The organism is Kluyvera sp. CRP (genome assembly GCF_019930565.1).
Classification (GTDB): domain Bacteria; phylum Pseudomonadota; class Gammaproteobacteria; order Enterobacterales; family Enterobacteriaceae; genus Kluyvera; species Kluyvera georgiana_A.
Genome location: NZ_CP082841.1, coordinates 2,065,101 through 2,078,677, shown reverse-complemented (window position 1 = coordinate 2,078,677; position 13,577 = coordinate 2,065,101). Strand labels below are relative to the sequence as shown.

Annotated in this window: 7 protein-coding genes and 1 riboswitch; of the genes, 2 read left to right on the top strand and 5 right to left on the bottom strand. The window is 59.4% G+C overall.

Annotated features, from left to right (window positions below; all coding sequences use genetic code 11):
* Positions 1 to 50: 50 nt before the first annotated feature.
* Positions 51 to 228: riboswitch (cobalamin riboswitch) on the bottom strand.
* Positions 229 to 362: 134 nt separating this feature from the next.
* Positions 363 to 1,232 (top strand): L-threonine kinase, encoded by an 870-nt coding sequence (locus K7B04_RS09750; protein ID WP_223803908.1) that lies wholly within the window; start codon positions 363 to 365, stop codon positions 1,230 to 1,232.
* Here the strand turns inward: K7B04_RS09750 and cobD are convergent.
* A complete protein-coding gene (gene cobD, locus K7B04_RS09745) occupies positions 1,217 to 2,293 on the bottom strand; it encodes a threonine-phosphate decarboxylase CobD (protein WP_223803907.1) in 1,077 nt (358 codons plus the stop codon). The two genes, K7B04_RS09750 and cobD, sit on opposite strands and share 16 nt — an antisense overlap.
* Positions 2,294 to 2,299: 6 nt before the next feature.
* Complete coding sequence (gene amiC, locus K7B04_RS09740; RefSeq protein WP_064543004.1) at positions 2,300 to 3,550, bottom strand: N-acetylmuramoyl-L-alanine amidase AmiC; 1,251 nt, start codon at positions 3,548 to 3,550, stop codon at positions 2,300 to 2,302.
* Between the two features lie 229 nt (positions 3,551 to 3,779).
* On the opposite strand from amiC, the gene argA reads away from it, so the two are divergent.
* Positions 3,780 to 5,111, top strand: a complete 1,332-nt coding sequence (argA, locus tag K7B04_RS09735) for an amino-acid N-acetyltransferase (protein WP_064543002.1) — start codon at positions 3,780 to 3,782, stop codon at positions 5,109 to 5,111.
* Between the two features lie 133 nt (positions 5,112 to 5,244).
* Here argA and recD read toward each other — a convergent pair whose 3' ends face one another.
* From recD to ptrA, 3 genes are read right to left on the bottom strand one after another with little or no spacing between them, the layout of a single operon-like run.
* Positions 5,245 to 7,083: an exodeoxyribonuclease V subunit alpha gene (gene recD / locus K7B04_RS09730; RefSeq protein WP_223803906.1), complete on the bottom strand. Its 1,839-nt coding sequence runs from the start codon at positions 7,081 to 7,083 to the stop codon at positions 5,245 to 5,247.
* A complete protein-coding gene (gene recB, locus K7B04_RS09725; protein WP_223803905.1) occupies positions 7,080 to 10,625 on the bottom strand; it encodes an exodeoxyribonuclease V subunit beta in 3,546 nt (1,181 codons plus the stop codon). Before recB ends, recD begins: the two co-directional genes overlap by 4 nt.
* Positions 10,622 to 13,507: a pitrilysin gene (ptrA, locus tag K7B04_RS09720; protein WP_223803904.1), complete on the bottom strand. Its 2,886-nt coding sequence runs from the start codon at positions 13,505 to 13,507 to the stop codon at positions 10,622 to 10,624. The genes recB and ptrA overlap by 4 nt, the downstream gene beginning before the upstream one ends.
* Positions 13,508 to 13,577: the final 70 nt, after the last annotated feature.

The following is a 13,577-nucleotide window of genomic DNA, read 5'->3' as shown; positions in this document are numbered from 1 at the left end:
GCCCAGTCCGAAGACTGTGCGACTCAAAGCAACCCACTTCCCACCGAAGTTGTTGTGAATGGCCAACAGGCAGGTCTTCTGGCTTAGCGTCATCCTTACCCGTCCTTCCCGATCCTCAGGATCAGTGGTCTTCACGGGGTCGTCAGCATCACAGCAGCGGGGGCTGCGAGGGATTTACACCCTCTTCCCTGGCACATACTATGCCAAACCTGTTGGTTGCAGATTTATGCCGGCACATCGGCCCGCATAAAATAAAAAGCAGGTTACTCTAGCGCCGCGAAAGAAGGATTTCGTTGCGCTATGACAATACCGGCATATTTATTTACGGTAGTTATATTTCGTTTGGCAAGGCAAGGAAAATCATGAGCGTGGCGCGCTGTCCCGCCTCCGGTGGGGAACTGATTCAGGGCTGGATTCTCGGCAGCGAAAAGCTCGTCTCCTGCCCGATAGACTGGTATAGCACCGTGGAAGTGCGCGAGGGCGTGCCGCTCGTCAATGAGCGACCGCTAGCGCGGGCGATGGTCAATACGCTGCTGGCGCGCTGGGGCTATCCGCCAACGCTGAGCCAGACGCTACGCATTGAGATTGACTCGACCATTCCCGTGGCGAAAGGGATGGCCAGCAGCACCGCTGATATTGCCGCCACTGCCGTTGCCACTGCGCATCATTTAGGACATTCACTCAGTGAATCTGAACTGGCGGCGCTGTGCGTATCGCTGGAGCCGACGGACAGCACCCTGTTTCATGCGCTGACGCTTTTCGATCACCACCATGCCCAAACCCAGATTGCCTGCGCCCCCGCCCCCCATTTTGACCTGCTGGTGCTGGAGAGCCCGGTTCAGCTTCGCACCGCCGACTATCACCGCCTGCCGCGACGCACGGCGCTGGAGGCCAACGCCGGGGTGCTGCAACAGGCATGGGATAAGGTACAAACCGCCTGCACAGGCAGCAATCCCAGCCTGCTCGGCGAAGCGGCGACGCTCAGCGCTGTTGCGAGCCAGACTCTGCTGCCAAAGCCGGGTTTTACGGCGCTGCTTTCACTTGTCGAGCGGTGTGGCCTGTACGGCCTGACGGTGGCGCACAGCGGCAGCGTGGTCGGGCTGATGCTCGACCGTCGCTATCATGATGTGGATTATCTGCACTGGGCACTGGCACAGCGCGACCTGGCGGCGCACTGGCCGCAGCGGCATCTGCTCGCGTCAGTGAATGGCGGGGTTCAGGCCAGCGCCTGACGCAGCGCCGTCAATAACCGCTGGTTTTCTTGGCGACTGCGAATCGCCACGCGGAAGTAGCGCCCGTCCAGCCCCGGATAGTTGGCGCAGCTGCGAATCAGAATCTGTTTTTCCAGCAGCGCATACTGCAGATCAACCTCCGCTCGCTCGCAGCACAGGAAAAGGTAGTTCGCCCACCCCGGATACACCTTCAGCCCCTCAATCTCACCCAGTGCCCGGTAAAAGCGCGTGCCTTCGTCAGCTAACCAGCGAAACGTCGCCTGTTGATAATCATGATCGTTGAGCACCACCTCGCCGGCCAGCGCGGCAAAAGCGTTGATTGACCACGGCATCTGCCGCTGACGCAGCCAGGCTACCGCTCGTTCATCGCTGTTCAGCAAATAGCCCAGCCGAAGGCCGGGAATGGCATAGAATTTGGTGAGCGATCGCAGCACCCAGACGTGCGGATACTGCGCCAACCGTGGGATAAAGCCCGCTTCATCGGGAATAAAATCGAGAAAGGCTTCGTCGAGGACCAGCGCGATTTCCAGCGCGCGACAGCGTTCGGCGATTGCCGTCAGCAGCGCGCCATCCGGCAGCAGGCCGGTAGGGTTATTTGGCGTGCAAAGAAACAGGCAGTCCAGCTCGGCGGTCAGCGCCGGGAGAATACGGTCAGTCAGCTGCCAGTCGTCCTCTTCACGCAGGAAAAAGGTCTCGATGGCGCAATCAACGGTTTCCAGCGCCCGGCGATATTCGGCAAACCCGGGCGCAACCACCATCGCCCGGCGTGGGCGCAGCCCCTGGACGAGCGTAAAGATGGATTCTGTCTCACCGTTTCCCGCAAGGATCCACGTCGCCGGAACACCATGGTGCGCCGCCAGCGCCTGATGCAGCTGCTGATACTCGACGTCAGGGTAACGTTCGGCGCAGCTGAGCTGGGCGACAATCGCGCGTTTTAAGCTTTCAGGCATGCCCAGCGGGTTAATGTTGGCGCTGAAATCCAGCAGTTGGTCGGCGGAAACTCCCATCAGCGCCGCCGCTTCGCGGATATTGCCGCCGTGGGCGCTTTTCAGACGCGACACGCCCGGTTACCCGCGCCGCGCCAGCGTTGCGCCGTCGGCGAAGTAGGCCTTAATCCCGGCGAGGATCGACTCGGCCACTTCCTGCTGGAACTTCGCGGTTTTCAGCTTACGTTCTTCTTCAACGTTACTGATAAACGCTGTTTCGACGAGGATCGACGGAATATCCGGCGCTTTCAGCACCGCGAATCCGGCCTGCTCAACCTGATTTTTATGCAGGTTGTTAATCTGCCCCATCTTCTTGAGCACCGCTTTCCCAAACTTCAGGCTGTCGGCGATGGTCAGCGATTGCACCATATCGAACATGGTGTGGTCGACGTAGCGGTCGCCACTTTTGCTGACGCCACCGATCAAGTCCGAGGCGTTCTGGGTCTGCGCGAGGTATTTCGCCGCCGTACTGGTGGCTCCCTTGGTGGAAAGCGCAAACACCGATGAGCCGCTCGGCTGGCGGCTGGTGAAGGCATCCGCGTGAATAGAAACAAACAGGTCGGCGCGCTGTTTCTGGGCTTTGGCCACCCGCACCTTCAGCGGAATAAAGATATCTTCGTTGCGCGTCATGTAGGCTTTCATGTTGCCTTCTTTCTCAATCAGCGCGCGCAGGCGACGGGCAATTTGCAGCACCACGTCTTTTTCCCGCGTCTTATACAGCCCCACCGCCCCGGAGTCTTCACCGCCGTGTCCGGGGTCAAGCATAATGACAATTGGTCGATCGCGACCGGCTTTCCCCGGCTGCGGCCCGCTCTGCGCTGGCGGCACCTGCTTTTCGAGGCCGTCTTTGTTGTACTCTTCCAGCAGCGCCAGCAGCGGGTCCTGCACATCGTTCGCGTTAGCGGGGTAGAGATCCATCACCAGACGTTCTTTAAAGTTGGCAACCGGCGCGAGGGCAAACAGCTGCGGTTTGACGTCCTGCTTCAGCTCAAACACCATGCGCACGGTCTGCGGGTCGAACTGGCCGACACGCGCGGATTTAATGAACGGATCGTCGCCGCGAATCTGCGCCGCCATCCCTTTCAGCACCGAGTTGAGGTTCACCCCTTCAAGATCAACCACCAGGCGGTCGGGATTGCTCAACGCAAACTGCCGATACTTGAGCACGCGGTTGGACTCCACCGTAACGCGCGTGTAGCTGGACGCAGGCCAGATGCGGACGGCCACCACCTGACTGACGGCAGCGAAACCAACCTGACTGACACTTAGCAACCACATGGCGCCCGCCCCTTTTAACAGGCGGCGACGACTCAAAGACTGACTTCCTGACATGCTCTATCCCAGGCAAAAAAAGACGATTTCAAATTAAGCAAAATATGATTGACCGAAAACTTTAACCAAAGGCGAATAAACTGTCATCTATAAAAGGGTAAACATTCGTTGGTTAAGCGAAATTTGGCGGAGATTTTTCCCATGTTTAGGCAAATTCCGGCTTGCGTTTAGCGCAAAAACAGAATAAAAATACACTTATTACGAATAATCATGCATTGAGGGTTGTGCCGTGGTGAAGGAACGTAGAACCGAACTGGTCGAGGGGTTTCGTCATTCAGTCCCCTATATTAACGCTCATCGGGGCAAGACGTTTGTCATCATGCTTGGCGGCGAAGCCATTGAGCATGAGAACTTTTCAAGCATTGTCAATGATATAGGGCTGCTGCACAGCCTGGGCATCCGCCTGGTGCTGGTCTACGGCGCGCGTCCGCAAATCGACGCCAATCTGGCCGAACATCAGCATCAGCCAACCTATCATAAACACATTCGTGTCACCGATAGCAAAACCCTTGAACTGGTTAAGCAGGCAGCGGGCCAACTGCAGCTGGATATCACCGCGCGTCTGTCGATGAGCCTGAACAATACACCGCTCCAGGGCGCGCACATCAATGTGGTCAGCGGTAACTTTATCATCGCCCAGCCGCTGGGCGTGGATGACGGTATCGACTACTGTCACAGCGGGCGTATTCGTCGTATTGATGAAGAGGCAATCCACCGCCAGCTCGACAGCGGCGCCATTGTGCTGATGGGGCCGGTTGCCGTCTCCGTCACCGGCGAAAGTTTTAACCTGACTTCGGAAGAAATTGCCACTCAGTTGGCGATTAAGCTGAAGGCCGAGAAGATGATTGGCTTCTGCTCGTCGCAGGGCGTTTACAACGAAGCCGGTGAAATCGTTCCTGAGCTGTTCCCGAACGAAGCGCAGGCGCGCATCGAAGAGCTGGAGCAGGAAGGCGACTACCTCTCCGGTACCGCGCGCTTCCTGCGCGGCGCGGTGAAAGCCTGCCGCAGCGGCGTGCGTCGCAGCCACCTGATCAGCTATCAGGAAGACGGCGCGCTGTTGCAGGAATTGTTCTCACGCGACGGTATCGGTACGCAAATTGTGATGGAGAGCGCCGAGCAGATCCGCCGCGCCACCATTAACGATATCGGCGGTATCCTCGACCTGATTGCGCCGCTGGAGCAGCAGGGGATTCTGGTGCGTCGCTCCCGCGAGCAGTTGGAGATGGAGATCGACAAGTTCACGATTATTCAACGCGATAACACCACCATCGCCTGTGCCGCACTCTATCCGTTCCCGGAAGAGAAGATTGGCGAAATGGCCTGCGTGGCGGTGCATCCGGACTATCGCAGCTCCTCGCGCGGCGAAGTGCTCCTTGAGCGCATTACCGCGCAGGCGAAGCAAATGGGGCTGAATCATCTGTTCGTGCTGACCACCCGCAGTATTCACTGGTTCCAGGAGCGTGGGTTTAAACCGGTTGATGTCGAGTTGCTGCCGGAGAGTAAGAAGCAGCTTTATAACTATCAGCGTCGTTCGAAGGTGCTGATGGCGGATTTAGTCTAGCTGCGCCGAGCGGTCCCCTCGCCCCTTTGGGGAGAGGGTTAGGGTGAGGGGAATGCCTGCACGGAGCCCCCAACCCTCACCCCGGCCCTCTCCCTTCAAAGGGAGAGGGAGCATTTTGTGCCCACGCTTACCGCTATGCCATCTCCGCAAATATCGCCGACAACCCGCTGCGCCGTTCTGTACGCGTAGCAATCGCCGCGGCCAGCAGATTTTCATCGGCATACATAGACAGGCGTGACTTCGCGCGAGTAATCGCGGTGTAGACCAGCTCACGGCTCACCACCGGCACCAGCTGCGTCGGCAGTACCAGTGCGGCGTGAGTAAACTCGGAACCCTGCGATTTATGCACCGTCATCGCCCAGGCGGTATCGTGATCCGGCAGACGGCTTGGCTGCACCGATTTAATGGTCCCGTCCGGCATCGGGAACCAGACACGCATCCCCTGCCCACGCTCTAACGCCACGCCGATATCACCGTTAAACAGCCCCAGCGCGCTGTCGTTACGGCTAATCATCACCGGGCGACCTTCATACCAGCGCGAGTGGCGCTGCGGCTGAATCAGGCGATGACGCGCCAACAGCTGTTCGAACTGCGTATTCAGCCCGCCGACGCCCCACGGCCCTTCCCGCAGCGCGCACAACAGTTGATATTCACCGAACGCCGCCAGCACCTCCGCGGGCTCGGCCTGCTCGCGTAAAAGCTGTAAATAATGACCGTAGCCCATCCGCGCATCGTCGAGCATGGCGGCATAATCATCCGTCGCGCGCAGCGGTTTAAGTTCGATATCGCTAAAGCCGCGGGCGAAGACCTCGCCAACGGCCTTTTTATCGCCCCGGTTTACCGCACCCGCCAGTTGCCCAATCCCCGAGTCGCTGCCAAAACGGTAGCTGGTGCGCAGCAGGCAGAGGCTGTCGCGCAGCGCCCCCGCCGTTTGGCCTTCACCCGCCGGGAGGTCGCTCCCTACCAGGCGGCTTAGCTGCGCCGCGCGTTCAGGCGTATAGCCAGCGTTCACCCAGCTACAGATATCCCCCAGTACCGCGCCCGCCTCAACCGACGCCAGCTGATCGCGGTCGCCGAGGAAGATGATTCGCCCGTGCGGCGGCAGCGCGTCAATCAGCCGCGCCATCATCGGCAGGTCGATCATTGAGGCTTCGTCGACCACCAGCACATCAAGGTGCAGCGGGTTGCCCGCGTGGTAGCGCATTTTCTGGCTGCCGGGTTGCGCGCCCAGTAGGCGGTGCAGCGTGCTGGCCTCGGTCGGCAGCATCGCTTTATGCGCGTCGCTTAGCGTCAGTTTACGCAGCGCCGCGCCCAAAGATTCGGTAAGGCGCGCAGCCGCTTTACCCGTCGGGGCCGCCAGGCGAATACGGAGTTTTTCGGCATTCGCCATCTGTACCAGCGCCGCCAGCAGTTTGGCGACGGTGGTGGTTTTCCCGGTGCCAGGGCCGCCGGAGATCACCGAAATACGCCGCGTCAGCGCAACGGCGGCAGCGACTTTCTGCCAGTCGACGTTGTCACTGGTGGGGAACAGCGCGCTCAGTGTCTGCTGGAGCTGCGCCTCGTCTACCGCCAGCGGAACCTGGGTGTCGCTAAAGAAGCGCGCCACCGTCAGCTCGTTATGCCACATGCGGTTGAGGTACAGCCGGTCACGGCTCAGTATCAGCGGCGACGGGCGTTCACCGGCACTCACGGCCTTAGACGCCAGCAACAGCTCAGCCCAGTCTTCTGGCGCGTCGGCATCGGTGAACAGTTGCTGCCAGAATTCACGCGCGCGCCCTTTCGCCTGCATCGTCGCACTCAGGTGCGACAGAGGCAGGCACACGTGCCCTTCGCCGGTATCGCGGCTGAGCATCGCCGCCGCCAGCATCACCGCCGGGTGCTCGTCGTGCGCGACCATCAGCGCAAACTGTACGTCCAGCGGGCGCAGCAGACGCTGCTCAACGGCATCCAGCAAACGTTGTTCGAGACTCATGCGTCCATCTCCTCGCCTTCTCCGGCAAACAGTGCATCCATGGCCGCAATGAGCGCGGGGTCTGGCCGGGTAGTGAATATCCCTTGCTGCCCCGCGTCGCGGTCAACGCCGCGCAGGAACAGGTAAATCACTCCGCCGAAGTGGCGTTGATAGTCATAATCGGCAATGCGATGGCGCAGATAGCGGTGTAGCGCCAGGCTATAGAGCTGATACTGCAAGTCGTAGCGGTGCGACTGCATCGCTTCGGCCATCGCCTGTTGGGTGTAGGCCTCACCGTTCTCTCCCAGCCAGTTGGACTTGTAGTCGAGCAGGTAGTAGCGCCCATCGTGGCGGAACACCAGGTCGATAAAGCCTTTCAGCATGCCGCGTACCTGGCGGAAATCGAGCGTAGGGCAGCCTGCCGAAAGCGGGTCATAGCGGCGGGTTAAGGCATCCAGCGCCAGCGGGTCGAGCGGCCGGTTGATGGGCAAATAAAACTCCATTTCCACCTGTTTTTGCTGTGCGCTCAACTGATTAAGCGCAATGCCGGTATCCGCCAGCGGCGCGGCCAGCACTTGTGAAATCCACGCCGTCAGCACCGGCTCCCATTCTTCGCCAAAGCCGTTGCTTTGCAGCTTTTCCAGCATCCATTCGGATGAAACCGGCTGGGTAAAGTCGAGGTCTTCAAACAGACTGTGCAGGAAAGTCCCCGGCGATGCGCCGCGCGGGAAATTATGCGGCGTCAGCGTCGGTTCCGGCAGCGTTTCCTGTGCGCCGGCGGCGTCAATATCCAGACGCGGCAGCAGATCCTGCGCCACGCTGTGGCCGCGTTGTTGCAGGCCGGAATAGCTGGTGACTCGCCAGTCGTCCACGACGCGACGCAGCACCTGACGCGCCGCCAGTTCAGGCATTTGTGCCTGAGTGGCCTGCCAACGCGCGTCGTCGGGCGCTGTCGCCAGCGTCAGCGCAATGTGCTCATCGCACAGCGCACGCAGACAGGCTTCCAGACCCGCGGCGTCGAGTACCTCGCCTTTTTGCATCAGCCTTCCCGGCGCGCTGTGATGGAGTTCGGTATCGGTCGGTTTATCGCTGCGCCGCGCGGTGAGCGGCGCCAGCCCCAGGCTACAGTGCCACACGGCGCGGGTTAGGGCGACGTAGAGCAGGCGCAGGTCTTCTGCCAGACGCTCGGCCTCCGCCAACTCCAGGCTTTCATCGCTTTCGTTAAGATCCAGCACCGCCGCGAAGGATTCCCGATCGTGATAGAACGCCTGCTTCTCTTTACGGAAACGGGCGATAAACGGCAGCCAGACCAGCGGATATTCCAGCCCTTTCGACTTGTGAATGGTGACAATCTGCACCAGGTGTTTGTCGCTCTCCAGACGCATTTGCTGGCTGGAAGCGTTGGTGTCCGGCTCAGCAATTTGCTGGTTCAGCCAGCGTACCAGCGCGTGCTCGCTCTCAAGCCCGGTGGCCGCTTCTTGTAGCAGCTCGCTAAGGTGCAGAATATCGGTTAAACGCCGTTCGCCGCCGTGAGTGGCGAGCAGGTTTTCCGCGAGGGAGCGCGCATTCATCAGGGCACGAATCATCGGCATCACACCGCGCCGCTGCCAGATAAGCCGATAGTCGCTGAACTCCTCCACCAGCGCATCCCAGGCGTGCTCATCCTGATTCAGCTGCTCAATGTCCCGCGCATTCAGGCCAAACATCGCCGTCGCCAGCGCGCTGCGCAGGGTATTTTCCCGCTCCGGCGTCAGCACCGCCTGCAACACCCACAGAAGCTCCTGCGCTTCCGGGGTTTCGAATACGCTGTCGCGGTTGGAAAGATACACCGACGGAATAGCCAGCGCATTCAGCGCATCGCGAATCAACGAGGCTTCCTGGCGGTTACGCACCAGTACGGTAATGTCTGAGGCCTGCACCGGACGCGCGCTGTCGCCGCGCCACAGCAGCGCCGTGCCGCGTTGGCCGCCGGTGAGCCAGTCGCGAATCTGCGCCGCGCACTGCTGGGCCATAAAAATCTGGTAGTCGCCCGCGCTAACGCCCTCACCGGGCATCAGCCAGAGGTTCATTGCCGGCTGGTTTTCGCCGTCAACCTCAAAACGTAGCGAGGCATTTTTCTCGGCGGATTTGACCGGCAGGAACGGAATATCGCGGAACATAAAGGGGTTATCAACCTGCCCAAACAGGCGGTTGACGCTTGCCACCATGCCCGGCGCGGAACGCCAGTTGGTATCGAGCGTATAGTGCGCCGCCACATCGCTGCGCGCACGCATGTAGGTAAAGATATCGGCGCCGCGGAAAGCGTAGATCGCCTGCTTCGGGTCGCCAATCAGCAGCAACGCGGTCTCCGGCTGTTGGCGCCAGATGCGGCGGAAAATACGGTACTGCTGCGGGTCGGTATCCTGGAATTCATCGATCATCGCCACCGGAAAACGCTGTCGAATGGCGGCGGCTAACGCCTCGCCGCTTTCGCTCTCCAGCGCTTCATCAAGGCGGCTTAGCATATCGTCAAAGCCCAACTCGCCGCGGCGGCGCTTCTCGCGGGCTACCGCCTCACGAATCTCTTTCATCGCCTGGGCAATCACCAGGTCGTTGAGCGTGAGCGGCGAGTCCAGTAGACGCTCAATGGCACTGAACAGCGGGTGCGTTGGCACTTCTCCGCCCGCTTTGGTGCGTTCAGCCAGGAACGACTGGCTGAATTTTTCCAGCGCATCGGGGAGCTGGTAGTTTTTGCTCTCTTCCTGCGCCCAGGCGCTGATCTTGTCGATCCACTTGCCCTGGTTGCCGCGGTTGAATTTGCGACGATCGATACCCGAGTTTTCCAGCAGCGGTTCAAGATCGCCGACCGCAGCCCGCCACTGCTGTTTGATGTCGCCAATCTGCGCGAGGATCTGCTGATGACGTGATTCCAGCGTCTCGGTCGCGCTGAGCGGCATCTTCAGCTGCGGCGCTTCCCCTTGCAGATAACGGTCGATCGATTTCAGCAGATCCTGCGGCCCTTTCCAGGACTCGACGATCACCTGCGCAATTTCGCGGTTCAGCGGGTAGCAGTGGCGGCGCCAGAAGTCGGCGCAGGCCTGATAGCGCAGCTGAGATTCATCTTCAATCAGCTGCTGTTCGAACAGCATCCCCGACTCAAAAGCATTGAGGCTAAGCATGCGCTGACAGAAACCGTGGATGGTAAAGACCGCGGCGTCATCCATCTGCCGTTCAGCCAGCAGCAGAACGTTCGCCGCCTGTTGAGGATCGTCGATTTCCGCCAGCAGGCTGGCATACAGCGGGTTGTCGGTGGCGTTACGCAGACAGGCGACGCGCAGTTCATGAATGTTGCTGCGAATACGCCCACGCAGTTCTTCAGTTGCCGCCTCGGTGAAGGTCACCACCAGCAGCTCTTCGACGTTGACCGGCCGGGGAAAGGCGGCCTCGCCGCCCAGCCCCAGCAGAAGCCGCAGGTAGAGTGCGGCGATGGTGAAGGTTTTTCCGGTGCCCGCTGAGGCTTCAATCAGGCGCTCACCGTAGAGGGGCAAACGCAGGGGATTAAGGGACTCAGCAGTTACGGTCATTCGTTCTCTCGTCTTATCGGTAAGGTTTGCTGCAACGCGCTAATGCTCTCCCATACCTTCCAGCCTTCCGGGTGCGCATAGTCCGTCTTACCATTCTGGCTGCCGGAAACCTGCGACAGCACCGTCATGCCCTGTGGCGCAACGACGGTCTGGTGGAAGAAATCAGCCAGCTTTTGCGGCGTTAACAGCTTAATCTGGGCCACTACTTTAGCACGTGAATCAAAGGCCATATTACCGCGATCGAAATCTTTGCTCAGCTGTGAGGCTTCATCACCGAGCGTTTGCGGCGCTTGCAGCATGTCGGCGATCACCGCCTGCTGCAGCTGCGCGAACTCTTCCGGCTTCATCGCCCGCAACTTTTGCTCGGCGGTCGGGAAGAAGGCTTTGAAACGTTGCCACAGGAACGCCGGCTGTTTGTCATTGCTTTGCAGCAGGAAGCCCATGCCCCACTGGCGGCCAATGTTCATCGAAAAGGCAAACACGGCGTAGCCAAGCTGTTCTTCAGTACGCAGTTGATTGTAGAACCACGGCTGGACAATCTGCGCCAGCATGGCGCTTGCCGCCGAGCTGGAGAACTCATCCACGTTCGGCGGGACAAACACCGCCGCCAGCGCCGAGTCGGTGCTGTTACCCGCTTTTTCAAAGATAGCGTTCTGCTGTTTTTCCACCAGCACATCTTTGTTACGGCACCATTCGTTACCGTTAGCGCCAAGCTGCGACTGGATACCGCGCGCCAGCGTCGTGGACTGCTCGGCGCTCAGGTTGCCAATTACCATAAACTCCGGACGTCCGCCGGTTTTCAGCTGGTCGCGGTAGGCCATCACCTCTTTCAGCGTGATCGACGGCAGCAGCGCCTTGCGGTCCTCGCGCTGGAAATAGGGCACCTGCGACACCATCTGCACCGGCATAATCGCCTGTTCGTAGGCTTTGCCTTTATCCGCCGAGTCCATCATCTGCTTGTACCAGGATTTTGCCTGCTCAAGCTGATCTTCGGTCGGCGTATAGCTGAAATAACCTTCTAACAGCGCACCAAACAGCTGCGGCAGACGCTGGGTGTAACCGTTGGCGTTAAGCATCAGGCCGTTGTTGGCACCGGTCGAGAAGCTGATCCCGCCGACGGCGGCCTGGTTGCTGAGCTGGTCGAGCGCAATGCCCGCCAGATAGTCGTTGAGGGCGAACATCACCTGATTTTTGGCGCTGTCCATCGCCTGCGGGTTACGCAGGATCATGGTGATATCGGCCTTCGGTTCAGACGCAAAATAGCGGCTCGGCATATAGACCAGACGCAGATTTGGTTCGTCGATAATCAGCTCCGGATGCGCGTAGCTTTTTTCGTTCTTGATCAGCGTGAAGTCATCGGGGATATACGGGTTCAACTGCGGCAGATTCAGCGTGATGTCGTCGGCCGCTTTCTGCCACTTCGCGAACGTTTCCGCGCTGATTTTATCGACCTGATACGGCGCATCAACAAAGTAAGCCGTCTTGTTATGCGGCTCTTTCGGGCTGATGTACCAGATACGCGCATTCTGCGGCGTCATCATCGCCAGGCGATCTTTTATCGCCTGCGCATCGTAACGATCGGCAATGTTCACCGCATCGAGCGTGTGTTCGACCGGCACGCGAATCATGGTGTCCGCCAGCCATTCGACGTAGTCCATATCGCGGTTAATCGACGGGTAGCGGAAGTCGAGGTCCAGCACGTGGGCCAGTTCATCAAAGTAGCTTTTGTCGACGCCCTTCTGGCGCAGCATGTCGAGGTAGCTAAAGATAGCCGCCACCACCTGATCCCGGTTAGCAAGGCCCTTGTCGGTTAAGGTGGCGGAAATCGCCAGCACGCCGCTGTTGCCGTTTACGACCGGGTCGGAATCGGCGCGAATACCTTCAACCAGCCCCTGCTTTTGCAGCCAGTCGGACAGCGTGCCCGGCGTGCGGTTACCGATAAGGTAGGTGATGAGCTCATCGGTTTTGCTGCGGAACTGCGCCGAGTTGTTATCAATACGGAACTCGACGCGCAGCACTTTACGCGGCAGCGCGGGTACGTAGTGGATAACGATGCCCTTCTGCGCGTCGGTGACCACCGGAACGGTAATTTCCGGGCGCTCGATAGATTTATTCGGCACGCGGCCATAGGTTTGTGCCGCAATCTGCGCCAGCTCCGGCAGCGGTTTGTTACTGTAAATCACCGCCTTCATCAGGTTAGCGGAGTAGTATTTGTCGCGGAAGGCCAGCAGCGATTCATACACCGGGCTATTCGGCTTGTCGCTCAGCGTTTCCAGGTTGCCGCCAGAGAAGCGCGCGCCGGGGTGCGCCGGGTTGATGGTTTCAGCGCTAACCTGCGCCATACGCATACCGTCGCGGGAGCGCGCCATGGTCAGCTCAGCGTTTACCGCGTTACGTTCGCGGTCGGCGTATTTTTTATCCAGCAGCGGTTCAGCAATGGCATCCGCCAGACGGTCAACGGCCCCCTGCAAGGCATCGTTTTCCACTTCAAGGTAGAAGGCGGTGCGATACGGCGCGGTGCTGGCATTGTGACTACCGCCGTGCAGCTTGAGGAATTCCGAGAGGCTATCGGGCTGCGGGTAGTGCTTCGAGCCCATCAACGTCATATGTTCAAGGAAATGCGCAAGGCCCGGATGCGAATCAGGATCTTCCAGCGAACCAACCGGTACCACCAGCGCCGACAGTGATTTCACCGCCTGCGGATCGGATACCAACAGCACAACCATCTTGTTATCCAGCGTAATCGCCTGATACTGACGGGTATCTTTTTCGCTTTTACGGATGGTTTCCTGAATCGGTTGCCATCCGGTGTCTGCCTGACCTACGGTCGCCCAAAAGGCGGTGACAAAAACTACAATACTCAACCAGATACTGCGGGGCATTCACGGACCTCACCATTAACAAATACTGCTGAATCTTAATGCTTGTGCGGGCAGCTCTCGGCCAGACAAA